Source organism: Gluconobacter sp. P1C6_b, assembly GCF_018811945.1.
Lineage (GTDB): Bacteria > Pseudomonadota > Alphaproteobacteria > Acetobacterales > Acetobacteraceae > Gluconobacter.
Map to the genome: position 1 here is coordinate 1 of NZ_JACRVU010000001.1, position 14,145 is coordinate 14,145.

21 protein-coding genes are annotated in these 14,145 nt (G+C 59.0%); 15 read left to right on the forward strand and 6 right to left on the reverse strand.

Going from position 1 to position 14,145, the window contains the following annotated elements; all coding sequences use genetic code 11:
• On the forward strand, nucleotides 1–174 hold a 174-nt coding region (locus tag KP701_RS00005; RefSeq protein WP_215745429.1), incomplete at its 5' end, for an integrase core domain-containing protein.
• Between the two features lie 335 nt (nucleotides 175–509).
• On the opposite strand, the gene KP701_RS00010 is transcribed toward KP701_RS00005, so the two are convergent.
• The 6 genes from KP701_RS00010 to KP701_RS00040 form a co-directional block, all read right to left on the reverse strand.
• Nucleotides 510–758 carry a hypothetical protein gene (locus tag KP701_RS00010; protein ID WP_215745152.1) on the reverse strand — a complete coding sequence of 83 codons (249 nt, stop codon included), beginning with the start codon at nucleotides 756–758 and terminating at the stop codon, nucleotides 510–512.
• Nucleotides 755–892, reverse strand: coding sequence for a hypothetical protein (locus tag KP701_RS00015; protein ID WP_215745153.1), 138 nt, complete (start codon nucleotides 890–892; stop codon nucleotides 755–757). Before KP701_RS00015 ends, KP701_RS00010 begins: the two co-directional genes overlap by 4 nt.
• Nucleotides 882–1,274, reverse strand: coding sequence for a hypothetical protein (locus tag KP701_RS00020; protein ID WP_215745154.1), 393 nt, complete (start codon nucleotides 1,272–1,274; stop codon nucleotides 882–884). The genes KP701_RS00015 and KP701_RS00020 overlap by 11 nt, the downstream gene beginning before the upstream one ends.
• The gene (locus KP701_RS00025) at nucleotides 1,271–1,609 is read right to left on the reverse strand and encodes a hypothetical protein (RefSeq protein ID WP_215745155.1); all 339 of its coding nucleotides are present in this window, start codon (nucleotides 1,607–1,609) and stop codon (nucleotides 1,271–1,273) included. The genes KP701_RS00020 and KP701_RS00025 overlap by 4 nt, the downstream gene beginning before the upstream one ends.
• 83 nt (nucleotides 1,610–1,692) lie before the next feature.
• Complete coding sequence (locus KP701_RS00030; protein WP_063904155.1) at nucleotides 1,693–2,058, reverse strand: helix-turn-helix domain-containing protein; 366 nt, start codon at nucleotides 2,056–2,058, stop codon at nucleotides 1,693–1,695.
• A 395-nt stretch (nucleotides 2,059–2,453) separates the two neighbouring features.
• On the reverse strand, nucleotides 2,454–2,738 hold the full coding sequence (locus KP701_RS00040; RefSeq protein ID WP_215745157.1) for a hypothetical protein: 285 nt from the start codon (nucleotides 2,736–2,738) through the stop codon (nucleotides 2,454–2,456).
• Nucleotides 2,739–2,829: 91 nt separating this feature from the next.
• Between KP701_RS00040 and KP701_RS00045 the strand changes: the two genes are divergently transcribed.
• From KP701_RS00045 to KP701_RS00110, 14 genes are all read left to right on the forward strand, one after another.
• Nucleotides 2,830–3,279, forward strand: a complete 450-nt coding sequence (locus tag KP701_RS00045; RefSeq protein WP_215745158.1) for a hypothetical protein — start codon at nucleotides 2,830–2,832, stop codon at nucleotides 3,277–3,279.
• A complete protein-coding gene (locus KP701_RS00050) occupies nucleotides 3,276–4,484 on the forward strand; it encodes a hypothetical protein (protein ID WP_215745159.1) in 1,209 nt (402 codons plus the stop codon). Before KP701_RS00045 ends, KP701_RS00050 begins: the two co-directional genes overlap by 4 nt.
• Nucleotides 4,481–5,038 (forward strand): hypothetical protein, encoded by a 558-nt coding sequence (locus KP701_RS00055; RefSeq protein WP_215745160.1) that lies wholly within the window; start codon nucleotides 4,481–4,483, stop codon nucleotides 5,036–5,038. The genes KP701_RS00050 and KP701_RS00055 overlap by 4 nt, the downstream gene beginning before the upstream one ends.
• A 225-nt stretch (nucleotides 5,039–5,263) precedes the next feature.
• The gene (locus tag KP701_RS00060) at nucleotides 5,264–5,767 is read left to right on the forward strand and encodes a hypothetical protein (RefSeq protein ID WP_215745161.1); all 504 of its coding nucleotides are present in this window, start codon (nucleotides 5,264–5,266) and stop codon (nucleotides 5,765–5,767) included.
• A 123-nt stretch (nucleotides 5,768–5,890) separates the two neighbouring features.
• Nucleotides 5,891–6,304 carry a hypothetical protein gene (locus tag KP701_RS00065; RefSeq protein ID WP_252345296.1) on the forward strand — a complete coding sequence of 138 codons (414 nt, stop codon included), beginning with the start codon at nucleotides 5,891–5,893 and terminating at the stop codon, nucleotides 6,302–6,304.
• A gap of 182 nt (nucleotides 6,305–6,486) precedes the next feature.
• The gene (locus KP701_RS00070; RefSeq protein WP_215745163.1) at nucleotides 6,487–7,338 is read left to right on the forward strand and encodes a tyrosine-type recombinase/integrase; all 852 of its coding nucleotides are present in this window, start codon (nucleotides 6,487–6,489) and stop codon (nucleotides 7,336–7,338) included.
• Nucleotides 7,339–7,380: 42 nt separating this feature from the next.
• The gene (locus KP701_RS00075) at nucleotides 7,381–7,578 is read left to right on the forward strand and encodes a hypothetical protein (RefSeq protein WP_211506242.1); all 198 of its coding nucleotides are present in this window, start codon (nucleotides 7,381–7,383) and stop codon (nucleotides 7,576–7,578) included.
• Nucleotides 7,575–8,186, forward strand: coding sequence for a DUF3164 family protein (locus KP701_RS00080; protein ID WP_215745164.1), 612 nt, complete (start codon nucleotides 7,575–7,577; stop codon nucleotides 8,184–8,186). The genes KP701_RS00075 and KP701_RS00080 overlap by 4 nt, the downstream gene beginning before the upstream one ends.
• A 140-nt stretch (nucleotides 8,187–8,326) precedes the next feature.
• Complete coding sequence (locus tag KP701_RS00085; RefSeq protein WP_215745165.1) at nucleotides 8,327–9,130, forward strand: DNA adenine methylase; 804 nt, start codon at nucleotides 8,327–8,329, stop codon at nucleotides 9,128–9,130.
• 20 nt (nucleotides 9,131–9,150) lie between these two features.
• Entirely contained in the window at nucleotides 9,151–9,465 is a 315-nt protein-coding gene (locus KP701_RS00090) for an HNH endonuclease signature motif containing protein (RefSeq protein WP_215745166.1), read from the forward strand.
• 188 nt (nucleotides 9,466–9,653) lie between these two features.
• Nucleotides 9,654–10,241 carry a terminase gene (locus tag KP701_RS00095; protein WP_215745167.1) on the forward strand — a complete coding sequence of 196 codons (588 nt, stop codon included), beginning with the start codon at nucleotides 9,654–9,656 and terminating at the stop codon, nucleotides 10,239–10,241.
• Between the two features lie 208 nt (nucleotides 10,242–10,449).
• Entirely contained in the window at nucleotides 10,450–12,024 is a 1,575-nt protein-coding gene (locus tag KP701_RS00100; RefSeq protein WP_252345298.1) for a terminase large subunit, read from the forward strand.
• Nucleotides 12,012–13,337, forward strand: a complete 1,326-nt coding sequence (locus tag KP701_RS00105) for a phage portal protein (RefSeq protein ID WP_215745169.1) — start codon at nucleotides 12,012–12,014, stop codon at nucleotides 13,335–13,337. The genes KP701_RS00100 and KP701_RS00105 overlap by 13 nt, the downstream gene beginning before the upstream one ends.
• Nucleotides 13,334–14,068, forward strand: coding sequence for a head maturation protease, ClpP-related (locus tag KP701_RS00110; RefSeq protein WP_215745170.1), 735 nt, complete (start codon nucleotides 13,334–13,336; stop codon nucleotides 14,066–14,068). The genes KP701_RS00105 and KP701_RS00110 overlap by 4 nt, the downstream gene beginning before the upstream one ends.
• Nucleotides 14,069–14,145: the final 77 nt, after the last annotated feature.

Genomic DNA, 14,145 nt, shown 5'->3' on the forward strand with positions numbered 1-14,145 from the left:
GAGCTGAGGGCCGGGCTTGGCAGATGGATCGCCCATTATAACGAAAGGCGTCCGCATACGGCGCTGGCTGGACGTACGCCCGATGAGGCGTATCATGACGTGCCGACGCCATCTGGTCCGGGGTTAACCCCGGACCAGATGGCCAACAGCAACGCCGTCAGAAGGGCGGCATAACAACAACCGGGTATAGCTTATCAAGCCCGCAAAACTGTCCGAACGGACGGGACCACCTCAACTTCCCCGACCGAATCAGATTATGAACAGACTGTTTCGAGACATCCCATCGTTCCGCTACGGTAGTCACGCGAAGCAGTTTTACTGGCAAAAGCGCTTCACTCATCCCCGTTCCTCCGCGTCCATAGCTGCCTCGATGGCGGCGCGGAATGAAGCGCGCCAATTACCGCCTCGGACGTCCCACTCCACACCTTTGGTGGAATCATTCCATCTTGACCGGGCTCGCGCGCAGTTCTGATCAAACCAATCGAGCCGTTCCGTGTCTGTGCGCTCGCTCATGCGTAACGGCTCCCGAAGTCCGTCAGGTCCACCGAGATCTTCCCGGCGAAAGACGGGGCGCTGACGGTGGCGACCAGACGGCTGCCGAGATATATGTCGTGGGCGCAGATCGTGCGGCGCGTGTCTTCTTTGGCGCGGCGTTCGGCGTCCCGGTATTCGGCAAAGCCCTGATCACGTCGGGGATTGGGCCTCATCCCCAACAGAGTGACGCGGAAGAGATCCGGCGAACGGGATGAAGTCCTCATGATGACTCCTTTGGGCTGAAGCCCTGGAGCCATTCGTCGGCCTTTGCGATCACAAGCCCGGTGATGATTCCGGCACCGTACAGCGTGATCACCAGACCGCACGGAACCAGCACATCCATGATCTCAGTGGACATCGCGCCCTCCTGGGAAAAGGTCCGTGCAGAAGCGCAGGAAGTTCGAGATCCGCAGATTGCGGGGCTGTGGCGCTGAACGCTCGAGCAGATCTTCCAGGGTCTGCGGGCCAGACGAAGCAGGCGGTTCCGGAAAGGGCACCGGATCTGCGGGGCGCGTAGCGTGGAGCAGCTGCACCAGCTCTTCTTCGACGGCCTCGGCTGTCTTAGTGTAGGCCGCAGCAATGCCCGCATTGGGCGCGTCTTCTGCCCGCTGACGGGCATGGACCAGGCACACGCGGCGCTCACGCGCCTTCATCTGGACTGCGACCGGGCGATCGGACAGGAACTCGGCGAAAGACTGGTCCGTATGACCACGCAGGAGGGGATGAAGCTGGCGCATCATGCGGCTGCTCCCATGTCATGGGTCAGCTGGCGGGACGGAGCGCGGCAGCGCCATGTCGTGGCGATGTCCCGAAAAGCCGTGACGAACGCCCACCGGATTCCGCTCGACAGCATCGCGTCACGATGACAGGCCGCATAATCCGCAGACCGATCCCAGTGATCAGCTTCGGCGAGCATGACGAAGGCAGGGACAGGAGCCGAAGACGCAACGTGCTTCGGCTTTAAGAGGCTGTGAAGGCTATCCGGCATGCTGCGGCGCAGGATGAGGTGCGCTTTCGCAACATCGAAACTGATGACTGTGTGAGACTGGCGCGTCTCACCTGCGGGCAATGACATATCGATCTCCATCGCGTCGGTGCGATGAAGAAGCATTACCGGCGGTAATGTTTAACAGCAAGGAAAAACTTACCGGCGGTAAGTTATTTTTTTAGCGCATCTATCATCCGAAGAAGGATTTCTTGGCTTTCAGGCGACAGTTGGCGGGCCTTAATGAGAATCGCCTGTTCCTGTCGAGTCTGCGCCTTGACCTCTTCTTCCGGCTCTTCACCAGTCAGTAGCCAGTTGATCGATTTACCCAATATTTTCAAAAGCGCTGGGACACGCTCCCTCCTGGGCGAGGAACGCCCGGATTCATACTGTGTAACGGCATTCTCGCTGACGCCCAACATGGCGGCAAGTTCCGCTTGGGTAAACCCCAAATGTTCTCGTTGTGTTCTTATCCGCTTCCCCATCGCTATCGCAGCTGGAGTCGGCGGATTTTTTCGAGAGGGCTTGCGATCAGTCATGAGACCGGCATGGCAGAGCTTTTCGGTCCTGCCTTCTTAGTTCTGTTGCATAAAAACCTTACCGGCGGTAAGGGTGACGTATGTGCACGGAAATCCTTTCTCAGATCAGAAGTCGACGGTATGCCGTCAGGGACATCGCAGCAGCCTGCAATGTAACAACGCAGGCTGTTTCGCAGTGGGAGAGAGTTCCGCGCAAACACCTTGAGCCAGTTTCGAAATTGACGGGTTTTTCGGTGGATCAACTTCGCCCTGACCTCTTTCCAGACAGCAAAGCTGCATGAGCATTTTTCATCCTTTCAATCGTAGGTCGCGCTCACATCGCTGTCTGCAAGATGCTGTCTCGGCATCTTCTGGCCTTTCAGTGACCAGAAGGCTGAGAACATGCGAGGAGACGATCAATCTCCTATCGAGATCTTCTCGACCATCTCATCAGAGATCCGCTTGTACGCGTCGTTCAAGTCTTCCACCTGGGCATAAATATCCCCCCGGCCACTTAGGAGAATTTCCTGAGCCACCTTTGCGCGACTTTTACAATCTTCCTGTGAAGCAACACGAAAATCCTCAAGAAATTTCACAGGATTATTTACGTTCTTCAAGCAAACGAAGAGGAGCGTGTTTAACACTTCAATGGTTGCTCGGGATTCTGCTTTTAGTTCGTCGATATCTGTTTCGATGGTCACCGGAATCGTCTCCTGTTTGTTGTTGCAAACACAGGATGGACGATCGTGGTCGAGGACGCGAGTCCTCGGCCATGGCAATGGGAGGACGCGCATGACGCTGCTTTCCCGTATCAAGACAGCGACCCAGATGGCCGTCAAAGCCATCGGTGGCGTCGATCCTGCAGCCGAGGCGTCCCGCGTCAGTCGCGCCCGGATCTCGGAGTATCAGAAGCGGCATAGCAGCTCGGTCATTCCGGTCGACGTTGCTGTAGCACTGGACGAGTTTGCCCAGGAGCCGCTGATCCTCACGGTCATGGCCCAGCATCTCGGTTATGTCCTGGTACCGATCCATGTCGGTGAAGGGCATATCCCGCAAAGCATGGAAGCCGTTGCCAAACGGTCAGGCGATACAATGGCGACCACCCTGCGCATCATGGCGGACGGCGTCATCGATGACGGTGAGGCCATCGAACTTGAAGCGGATCTCTGCAAGCTCCAGATGGCCGTAAGCCATGGTCTCCGCGCTGTTCGTGCCCGCATCAAGACGGGAGGGACGCCATGACGTTCCAGGTCCCTGCCACGTTCGATCGTGATGACATTCCGGCCATGGCCTTTCTGAAGGTTCTGCCCGCCGAACTGCGTGGTGTTTTCCATTCCCTGATGGACGCCCTGAAATCTGCCCGTGACGTGGTGTTCCGCGTTGGCGGTCGCGCGCTCGATGACGTTCAGGTGGCGCAGATGGCGTGTGAGAACGTCGAGGTGTTGCGCCGTAACCTGCCGGAACTTGAGGTCACGCGGTTCATCCTTCGGGACGAAGACGGCGCGCTCTACAGCCCACACCTCGTGGAACGGCAGATCCGGCGTGCAGAGCGTGCTGCAGTCCGTGCAGAGCAGCAGCGCAGGCTGGAAGAATTCCAGGCGCGTCAGGAGGCCGGAGAATTCGCTCCTGGTGCGAGTGTGAAGGCTATGACCTCCCGCACCAATGCGTTTCGGGGCGGTCGTCCACGTAAGGGCGAGACAGCAGAACAGGCACGGGAACGTCGGGAGCGTGAAGCGAACCAGCAGCGGGAAATGCGCCTGCTGACGCCTGTGACCGGTGGAAAGAATTCGGAAACCGGAAACCAAAACCAGTTTTCAAAAGAGGTTTTGGTTTCCGAGGGTTTAGGTTTTGAAACCGGTTTTGAGGTTTCCGTAGATCTAGAATCAGAGAAAGATATATCCCCTTCTAGTTCTAAATCTACGAAACCGGCAGAAACCCAAACCGACAAACCGGTTCTGGAGATTTCAGAGAGCCTGATCTCCCAGACTGTGGCCCGTGTCCTCAAGATCGGGCGCCTGCCAGACGGTCAGGCTGGGTTTGCCAAGAGCATCTGCGGTCGCTTCCTTCGGCAGGGCCTTCCGGCCGATGTCCTGGTCGAGGCTGTAAAGCAGCATACCGAGAAAATGGCCCTTAATGGCGATACTGCCAACAAAATGGGCGCGTTCTGTAAACCGATCGAGCGGTTCTGGGCCGATCATCAGGCAGGAGTGTCAGTCCTTCCAGAGCAAAGGCCAGAGCCGGTTGTGCGGGAAGCCTGGGAGGAGCAGGCACATGCCGCCTTTGCCAAGGCGCAGGAAGTCTGGAACGAGGCATTCCGCGAAAAACGGGATTTCTCCGCCGTGCAACGAGCATGGCCAGATCTGGCGAAGGCCCATGACCTTCCCCCGTGCTCTTACGATCGGTCTGCCTATCTGGACTGGCATCGCCCGCAGGAGCAGGCAGCGTGAGGGCTTCAGGGTACGAACGGCAGCAGCACAACTGGTATGTCGAAGAGCAGTGGGCAGTCGAAGCGCTGCTGGATGCCGAGCGTCCCTTTCATGGAAAGGTGATGGACCCATGCTGCGGTAAGGGTACGATACCGGATCTTGTGGCGAAGCATCCATCATGCAGCCGTGTTCGCAAGTGTATTGGAAGTGATCTCATCGACAGATCAGATGGACGTTTTCGCATTGGTGACTACGGCATCACGCTTGCAGCCATGAAGCCCGATAGCGTGATCAGCAATCCTCCTTACGGCGGGGAAGAGCGGGAATTCATTGAGACAGCGCTGTCTCACACGGTCGATCGTGTCGTCGTTCTTTTGCGCCTCGCCTTCCTGGAGGGAATAAAAAAGAAGGTTTGGTTTCAGGATAAGCCGCTCGCCCGTGTCTGGGTCTCAAGCCGTCGCATCTCGATGCCACCTGGAGGATCTGGCGTGAAGGCGAAGAACGGCTCAATCGCCTATGCTTGGTTCGTCTTCGAGCATGGCTTCACCGGCAATGCTGCCCTGGGCTTGATCTGACGCATGATGCTCCGTCGTGCTCTTGCCCGCCTCATCTATTCCGAATTCGACACTGTCTGTCTCGAACGCGACCAGGCGCAACAGCGCGCTGACACCATGGCGAAGACAGTAGCGAATCAAGCCCTGGAGATTGTCACTCTTCAGGCCCGTCTAGCGCGGTTCACCTCGAACCGGGACGACAACGGCCGTTTTTGTAAGCGCAACCCCACATGACGTGGAATGCAAATGACTATTGCCTCCAAGGCTACTGAAGAAGTTAGAGAAGATATCGTCCCGCTTGTCGGGGCTTGGAATAACCGTTTCACCTTTACTGAACTGGACTTAGGTAAAAACAGACCATCAATCGAAGTCATCCGACGCGGCGTCGGACTTTACAGTCTTCTCCGCAATGGAACGATCACGCAGCGCCACGTAGACGGTGCCCAACGATGGGCGCGTGATTTCGAGACTGGCATTATGGGCGCAGCAGACCCGGAAAGGCGCTCAACCGGTCAAGGCACGCTGGAAGACATGATGCTGGCGCGATCGGCAGCTGTCACGCGCTGTGAGGGCGTGAGGCGAACATTGGGGCGATATGCGTCTGACTTGCTCGTTCTACTCGTCTTGGACGGATTGTCTGTTGCAAAAATCGCTGAACTGTACGGAAAGAACCGTCAAGGCATGACGGGAGCAGTCGAATTGCTTCTCGAACAGTTGGCTGATTACTACGAAGGAAACCAAATCCATTAAAAACCTGTTGACCTGAAACAGGAACAGACAGTAAACATCTAAGCTCTACAGAGGCGTGTGACCATTGAAGGTCCACGCCTTTTTTGTTGGCGTTTTCGCCTTCCTGCCAAAAGCGAATCAGAAATGCGGACACTCGCACCTGCGAGCGCAGGCGACGTGTGCCGTCGCGGCGCGCAGCACTTCCTTGTGCTTGCGGTCGAGGGAAAACGGGCGCTTTGCGTGCCCGTCATCTTCAACCGCACATTCATTCATCGCGCGGACGTTTCGCTATGGGACAGCCGCCGCGAAAAATCGCTCCAACTTTTGGGGACGACAGTCGTCCGGTGCACAGATCATCGCTGGCATCGCAACGGCTGGGATAGCCGCATCATGCAGGCTACGCCCGCATCCATGCGAAAAATCCTTGTCAGCCTATGCCGGGATCTCGAAGCCCAGGCGATTGAGGCTGGTCAGCCAGGATTGTATCAATCCGTCCTGGCACGCGGTCCCAAACTGGGTGACCGAGGGCGCAAGAAGGGTGGTTCGCCATCTGACTGACAGGCGCGAAAAGCGACGCGATAACCCGGAGTTATCTGACAGGCCCACCTGGGCAGAGTGTCAGATAACCCGCCGCAAGGGTTCATAACCCGTCAGATAATTACAGTTATCTGACGGTTTTTCAGGGTGTCCGCAGGATCGGAAACCTTTATAATTCAATGACTTGTCGGAGAACTGGGCCCATGGCACCAGCAACGGCCGCGAAAAGGCCCCGTATCTCTGATGACGATCGCCTCGTGAATATGTGGCTTCACAACCGCTCCGCGAACACGGCCCGCGCCTATCGTGCGGACGTGGATGCCTTTCGCCAGTGGGCCGACAAGGCGCTGGCGGATGTGGTGCTGGATGACCTGCAAGGGTGGTTTGACAGCCTCAAGGGATCGGACGCCACGCGCCGCCGAAAGCTGGCCTCCGTCAAATCGGCTCTGGCCTTTGGGGTCCGCGTCGGTTTTCTGGATGTGGACGTTGGCGCAGCGCTGCGCCTCGAGCGCGGGCGGGATCGTCTCAGTGAGCGCATCCTCACGGAAGAGGATGTGCGGCGCATTATCGACCAGGAGCCGTGCCCACGAAAGCGGGTCGCGCTCCGAGTTCTCTACTTCATGGGTCTGCGCATTTCTGAAATGTGCGCCCTCACCTGGCGAGATATGACACGGCGTCAGCAGGGAGGCGTGGCCTCCGTGTTCGGCAAGGGGAACAAGACACGCCATGTGCTTGTGCCCGCAAAGCTGTGGAAAGAGATCGTGGCTGTGAGAGCTGACGACTGGCGCCCTGAAACGCCTGTTGTCCCCGGCCACGATGGGAGCCCGCTTCACTTGAGAGCTGCACATCGCCTCGTGAAGCGGGCGGCGAAGCGTGCCGGATTGCCAGATGCCTCGGCGCACTGGTTCCGGCACGCCCACGCATCACACGCCTTGGACAATGGCGCGCCCGCGCATGTCGTCCAGCAGACTTTGGGACATTCCGACCTGAAGACCACGACAAGATACGCCCACGTCCGCGAAGGCGACGGTGGCGGCAATTACCTGAAAGACTGACGCCTCATGAAAAGGCGGCGTCGGCCATTATTGGAGAGCAAAGTGAGCACTCGATACCGACGCCGACCTGAAACGCCTGCCGAGATCCGGGCGGAGCATGTCGATTTCTGGACCCGGGCGGCCGAGCGTTACGAACGCACGGCGCAGCATGCGCGGATGCCTGGAATGAAGATCTGGGCAGCAGCTGAAGCGCGCCGCGCCCGCGCAATCGAAGCCGATCGCAAGCGAGAACAGGCATGAACCACAATCCCGACGACTACATGAAGGATTCCGCAGGACGGCTGGTGCCACGGGCGAACGTGAAGCCTGAAGACCTTCTGCAGGACGAGCTGGTGCGCAAGCTGTTCGAACGTGCGCGCTCCATTCGTGAGATCATGCGCCAGTTTCGTGAGGACGCGGACAGCGACATTCGCGCCTTTCTGGATCTTCTGGCCGAGCAGTATGGAGCCAAGAAAGGCGGCGCGAAGGGCAATCTTACGCTGGCGACCTATGATGGCTGCGAGCGCGTGACCATCGCCATCAGCGACACCATCACGTTCGGCCCTGAACTTCAGATCGCCAAGGAACTGGTGGACAGCTGCCTGACACGCTGGACGGAAGGCGGCAACGCCAACATCCGCGCCGTCGTTACCGATGCCTTTGACGTCGGCAAGGAAGGCAAGCTGAACGTGTCCAAGATCCTTGGGCTGCGCCGGCTTTCGATCGATGATGAAGAATGGCAGCGCGCCATGCAGGCCATCACCGACGCGGTGAAGGTGAATGCGTCGCGCAGCTACATCCGGTTCCACGAACGCGCATCGCCGGACAGCGCGTTCATTCAGGTTCCCTTGGACATCGCCAAGGCCTGACCAGCTTCCCGCCATTTGATTGGACGCAGTCTGTGGTGGGGGATAAGCTGCATACACAGCTGATCCGGGTGCTACCAACACCCACAGCGAAGCTGCCCCACCGACCACTGCAGTGGCGGGGCTTTTTATCGGGTAAATGAATGAGGGAGTCGAATCAGGGTCTAATCCCTGTCGCACCAGTGCGTCCTGTTGCGGCTTATCTGGGTGGAAAACGCAGTCTGGCAAAGACTGTCATTGCTCGCATCCAGAACGTCCCGCACGTCGCCTATATCGAACCTTTTTCGGGCATGGGTGGCATTTTTCTGCGGCGTCCTTTCCAGGCGAAGTGTGAGGTCATTAATGACCTGAATGGTGACATCGCCAACCTGTTCCGAATCCTGCAGCGGCATTATGTGCCTCTGATGGACATGCTGCGCTGGCAGGTGACCAGCCGTGAGCACTTCGAGCGACTCCGAAGCGCAGAACGCGACACCCTGACGGATCTCGAGCGAGCCGTCCGGTTCCTGTATCTCCAGCGCACAGCCTTTGGCGGCAACCCAAAGTGGACAGCCTTCGGTGTTACTGCCAGCGCATCAGCACGGTTTGACGTCGCCAAGCTCGGTCCGATCCTGGAAGACGTACATGCCCGCCTTTCGCGCGTGGTGATCGAGTGCCTGCCTTGGCAGGACATCATCAAGCGCTACGATAAGCCAGGAACGCTGTTCTATCTCGACCCGCCATATTGGGGGAATGAAACGGATTACAGAGCACCTTTCAGCCGTGATCAGTTTGAGCAGATGGCAGACGTTCTAGCCTCGATCCAAGGCCGGTTCATTCTCTCTCTGAATGATCGACCTGAAGTCCGAGAGACGTTCAAGTCTTTCGAGATTGAAAGCGTCCTGGCGCACTATTCCATCAATCCTTCTTCACAGGGTAAGCGTGGCGAAGTCTTGATCTCCAACTGAACTGACGATGAAAGGGTGTCATGGCACTGCTGCGTTGCATCAACAGCGGGCTGACAGTGCTGGACACCAGCATCGCCCGCGAACCACCCAAGCGCGCAGACGCGTTCTACGTCTCGAAGGAATGGCGCGCCCTGATGGGCACCATCCTGAAGCAGCGTGGACGCGTCTGCGAAGGCTGCGGCCGGTCTGGCTGCCGGATCTTCGGCGATCACATCGTCGAGCTGAAGGACGGTGGCGCCAAGCTCGATCCCGCGAACGTCCAGCTGCTCTGCGGCTCGTGCCACACGGCCAAGACGGCGCGGGCCAAAGCGCAGCGCGCTGCAAATCACTGGTGAAAAACGGCGRAAAACCGCCATTTTCTCGCGTTTTTGACCCGAAAGGCGACCGAAACGGTCCCGATTAAGGGGGGTGGGGCAAATCTTCGGCCCGACCCCGGGGGCGTAACCGCGCCAGTCACACGCGTGAAAAATTTTCCTGAAATTACGAAATGAGGTGCGCACCATCCTGCGCAGGACGGTCCAGAATGTCGAAGAAACCGCCAGCAAACTGGGGAGAGATTGCAAGCGCCTACTGCGCGGGAACGCTGTCAAACCGCCAGATTGCCAAGCAGTTCGGGATTGCCGAAAGCACCCTGCGCAAGCGCATTGTGTCCGAAGGATGGGAGAAAACAGGTGCGCAAAAGGTGCGCACCCGCGCTCCAAAAGTGCGCACCGATGCGCACGCCGGGACGGCTGCGCCAAAACGTGCCGCCCCAATCGTCGCGGAAGCCATACCGGACGACATCGAGGGCCGTCTGCTCTGCCTGGCAGAGCGAATGACCGACGAACTGGAGCAGATCACCGCACACCATGGCGAGATCTCGGAAGCCATCGAAATCGAGACGATGGACGACGAAAACCCGCGCCGGCGTGAGGCAATGCAGAAAGCCATTAGCCATCCGGTCCGGGCCAATTCGCTCAAGACGATTGCGCAGACTGTGGCACTGCTGGGCGGCAAAGGTGCCAGCAAAAAGGGCAAGAAAGAGCAGCTGAAGGACGCGGCAGAAACGGCGTCCTCCGGCCGCTTTGCTCCCATGCATCAGCCAAAGCTCGTGGTGAACAATGGCAAGTGATGGGACGGTCAAAACCACCTCACGAACGCGGAAAACTGCGCCAAAGCGGACCGGGGTCAGGAAAGCGGTCAAGCAGGCTGCTGCCATTGGCGCTGCCGTTACCACGCTCACCTGGTCGACAGCCTGTCCGGCCTGGGAAAAGCGCATTTTTGCCGGCGAAAGCCTGATCCCCTGCGCACCGCTTTTTCCTGAAGCGGCCAAGCAGGGCATGGATGTCTTCAATGCCCTGAAGCTCGTCGACGTGATGGGCGAGCCAACCATCGGTGAGTCCTGCCGGCCCTGGCTGAAGGACTTCGCGGCATCCTTCTTCGGATCCTACGACCCGGACACCGGCGTTCGGCACATCAGCGAGTTTTTCCTGCTGGTCAGCAAGAAGAACACCAAATCGACCATCGCGGCCGGCGTCATGTTGACCCAGCTGGTGCTGAACTGGCGTCGATCTGCTGAATTTCTGATCCTGGCACCGACCAAGGAAGCGGCCGACAACGCCTTCAAACCAGCGAGGGACATGGTCCTGAATGACCCGGATCTGGACGCGATCTTTCACGTCCAGCAGTACAACCGCATCATCACCCATCGGCAGACCGGGGCGACGCTCAAAGTCGTGGCTGCTGACGGCCAGTCGGTGGTCGGCAAGAAGGCGACCGGCATTCTCGTCGACGAACTCTGGGAGTTTGGCAAGAAGCCGACAGGCGAGAACATGCTCATGGAAGCCATGGGCGGCATCTCGTCGCGCCCTGAAGGTTTCGTGATCTATTTGACCACCCAGTCCGAGGAAGAGCCGGCCGGCGTCTTCAAATCGAAGCTGGACTATGCCCGTTCCGTCCGTGACGGGAAAATCCAGAACAGGAAGTTCTTCCCGGTCATCTACGAGTTCCCGGCCGCGCTGATCGAGGCCGAGAAACACAAGGATCCGGACTACTGGTACGTCACCAACCCGAACCTCGGCCTATCGGTCGGGACTGAGTTCCTGATCAGCCAGTATGACCAGCAGAAGGAAGCCGGTGAAGGCCCGCTTCGCGTCTGGATGGCCAAGCACCTCAACGTCCAAGTCGGGCTCTCCCTGCGAGAGAAGGCCTGGGCAGGTGCGAAATACTGGGAACAGCGAGGAAACCCCACCCTCACCCTGGAAGACGTGGTCAGCCGCTCCAGTGTTCTGGTCGTGGGCATCGATGGCGGTGGCCTGGACGACTTTCTGTCCATGGCCGTGCTGGGCTGCGATACCGAGACCGACGACTGGCTGCACTGGCAGCGAAGCTGGGTATTCCGCGACGTTCTGAAGACCCGAAAAGAGGAAGCGCCTCGCTATCTCGATTTTGAGAAACAGCATGATCTCGTGCTGGTCGAGGTCATGCAGGACGACATCATCGAGCTGGGCGAAATCGCTGCAGATCTCAATCGGTCGGGCAAGCTGGCGCTGATCGGCCTCGATCCGGCCGGTGTGGCGGAAATTGTCTTCGAGCTGCGCCGGCAGGGGATCGAGGAAGGCCAGATTGTCGGCGTCAGCCAGGGCTGGAAGCTCACCGGACCGATCAAGACCCTCGAGCGCAAGCTGGCGGACGGGTCTTTCCACCATGGCGGCCGGCCGATCATGGCCTGGGCCGTTGGCAATGCGAAAGCCCAGGCCAAAGGCAACAACATCGAGATCACCAAGCAGCTGGCAGGCGGAAAGAAGATCGATCCCCTGATGGCGTTGTTTGATGCCGTGGCCTGCATGTCCAAAAACCCGGAGCCGCCCGGATCGAAGAGCATTTTTGATCGTGAGGATCTATGGGATTCCTGAATACTATTTTCGGCGGCTCTCAGCGTCCTCCCCCGGAGCGCAAAGAGCCTGTTCTGGCCCAGAGCCTCGAAAACCCCGGCACGCCACTGTCTGACATCGGCAACTGGAGCGAGTTTCTGGGCTTGCCGGGGACCAGTGATGACTGGATTCCGCCCACCAGTGAGCGCACGGCAATGGCCTGCTCGGCCGTCTATCGCTGCGTCACTCTGGAAGCCGGCGTCATCGCAGGCCTACCCCTGAGGATTTACCGGCTTTCTGACGATGGCCAGCGCGAAGAGCTGCCGAACCACCGGCTGATTCCGTTGCTTCAGACCGCGCCATTTCCGGGCCGCTCTCTGACGGCGTTCTCCTGGCGGGAACTCTGGGGTGTGAATGTCCTGCTGTGGGGCAACCACTACAGCGCCATCCGCTATGATGGGGCTGGCCGGGTCATCGGGTTTGAAGCCTTCATGCCCTGGCAGGTCCAGGTGGTGCGCCTGCCGGGCAAGGCCGGGGTGAACTTCTACGTCTGCACCCATGATGATGGCACCAGCGAGGTGCTGCATCAGGAAGACGTGCTGCATATCCCCGGTCCGGGCTTTGACGGAATCAAGGGTCTGTCCCGGATCCAGTCTTTTGCGCGTGGCTCTGTCGGTCTGGCGCGCTCTATGGAAGAACGCACCGGCCGAGTCCATCAGAACGCCTCAATGCCGAGCGGCATCATGCAGGTACAGGGCAAGATGTCGGATGACGGGTTTCGTCGTCTCAGACGACAGCTCCAGGAAGCCCATTCCGGTGTCGCCAACTGGGGAAAGACCGTCATCGCGGATGAAGGGTCGAAATACACGCCCTTTCAGCTGTCGCCGCAGGATCTCCAAACGATCGAGGCCAGACGTTACCAGGTGGCCGACATATCGCGCTTTTTCGGCGTACCGCTGCATCTGCTGAACGAGACGGACAAAACGTCGTCTTGGGGAACGGGTCTGGCCGAGAACACGCTGGCTTATCTGATCTTCTCGCTCGATGCGGACCTGCGCCGGATCGAAAGCGAGCTGAACTACAAGCTGTTCTCCAACACGCGCCTTTTCGTGGAATTTGACCGCGATGGGCTGCTCTCCATGGATCCGGAGAAAACCGCGACGGTCATGCAGAGCGAGATCTCCAGCGGTGTCAGCACGATCAACGAGGCACGCCGGAAGAAAAATCGTCCACCCGTGAAGGGCGGCGATATTCCGCTGATCAACAGCACCAACGTGCCGTTGACGACACAGGCGGCGAAAGGGCCAGACAAGCCTGCGCCTGTTCCTCAACCTTCACCAGGGCAACAGGAATGAAACGCTACAATGCCCAGGCGGGCCGGTTCTCGAACCGGGCGCTGCTGGCCTTCACGCAGGCAGGGCTTCCACAGACTCTGAGTAGCCGGCCACGGGCCGACGGCCAGCCGGCCGAGATCCTGCTCTATGACGAAATCGGCTTCTGGGGCGTGACAGCCAAGGATTTCGCCACCCAGCTGGCGCAGGTCGGTCCCGGACCGATCAATCTGCGCATCAACAGCCCAGGCGGTGACGTCTTCGATGGCCTCGCGATTTATTCGTCGCTCAAGCAGCATGATGGCACGGTCAACGTCATCATCGACGGCCTGGCCGCCTCGGCCGCCTCCTATATCGCCCTTGCCGGCGATACGGTCTCGATCGCGCCCAATGCCTTCATGATGATCCACAATGCCTGGGGGCTTGTGATCGGCAACAAGGCCGACATGACGGCTACGGCAGATGTCATGGGCAAGATCGATGGCCAGATGGCAGCGCTCTACTCAGGCAAGACAGGCCAGAGCGTCGATGACATTTCGGCCCTAATGGATGCCGAGACCTGGTTTACGGCCCAGGAGGCCCTGGATGCAGGTCTGGCGGACGTCATCATCGATGATGACCGCTCCGGGGGTGGATCTCCCTCAGCCAGGGCAATTCAGCCGCCGCCTGAGGATCTGCTCGCGCAGGCCGGGGAAATCGCCCTCGCCTCACGCCGGCGCATGGCCCGTCTGGCCGAAGCCGAGAACGCTCTCTGACCATGCCCTGACCGACCTTCCGACGAGGTGGCATCAGGCCATGACTTTTCTGGAATGCCGCGCACGAAGCGCGGCAG

Coding starts and splice junctions, on each gene's coding strand:
- KP701_RS00025 (WP_215745155.1), bottom strand. CDS start 1,609: ATGTCATTGCCCGCAGGTGAGACGCGCCAGTCTCACACAGTCATCAGT.
- KP701_RS00030 (WP_063904155.1), bottom strand. CDS start 2,058: ATGACTGATCGCAAGCCCTCTCGAAAAAATCCGCCGACTCCAGCTGCG.
- KP701_RS00110 (WP_215745170.1), top strand. CDS start 13,334: ATGAAACGCTACAATGCCCAGGCGGGCCGGTTCTCGAACCGGGCGCTG.
- KP701_RS00065 (WP_252345296.1), top strand. CDS start 5,891: ATGCGGACACTCGCACCTGCGAGCGCAGGCGACGTGTGCCGTCGCGGC.
- KP701_RS00050 (WP_215745159.1), top strand. CDS start 3,276: ATGACGTTCCAGGTCCCTGCCACGTTCGATCGTGATGACATTCCGGCC.
- KP701_RS00080 (WP_215745164.1), top strand. CDS start 7,575: ATGAACCACAATCCCGACGACTACATGAAGGATTCCGCAGGACGGCTG.
- KP701_RS00010 (WP_215745152.1), bottom strand. CDS start 758: ATGAGGACTTCATCCCGTTCGCCGGATCTCTTCCGCGTCACTCTGTTG.
- KP701_RS00015 (WP_215745153.1), bottom strand. CDS start 892: ATGTCCACTGAGATCATGGATGTGCTGGTTCCGTGCGGTCTGGTGATC.
- KP701_RS00105 (WP_215745169.1), top strand. CDS start 12,012: ATGGGATTCCTGAATACTATTTTCGGCGGCTCTCAGCGTCCTCCCCCG.
- KP701_RS00085 (WP_215745165.1), top strand. CDS start 8,327: ATGAGGGAGTCGAATCAGGGTCTAATCCCTGTCGCACCAGTGCGTCCT.
- KP701_RS00020 (WP_215745154.1), bottom strand. CDS start 1,274: ATGATGCGCCAGCTTCATCCCCTCCTGCGTGGTCATACGGACCAGTCT.
- KP701_RS00090 (WP_215745166.1), top strand. CDS start 9,151: ATGGCACTGCTGCGTTGCATCAACAGCGGGCTGACAGTGCTGGACACC.
- KP701_RS00070 (WP_215745163.1), top strand. CDS start 6,487: ATGGCACCAGCAACGGCCGCGAAAAGGCCCCGTATCTCTGATGACGAT.
- KP701_RS00095 (WP_215745167.1), top strand. CDS start 9,654: ATGTCGAAGAAACCGCCAGCAAACTGGGGAGAGATTGCAAGCGCCTAC.
- KP701_RS00100 (WP_252345298.1), top strand. CDS start 10,450: ATGGATGTCTTCAATGCCCTGAAGCTCGTCGACGTGATGGGCGAGCCA.
- KP701_RS00045 (WP_215745158.1), top strand. CDS start 2,830: ATGACGCTGCTTTCCCGTATCAAGACAGCGACCCAGATGGCCGTCAAA.
- KP701_RS00060 (WP_215745161.1), top strand. CDS start 5,264: ATGACTATTGCCTCCAAGGCTACTGAAGAAGTTAGAGAAGATATCGTC.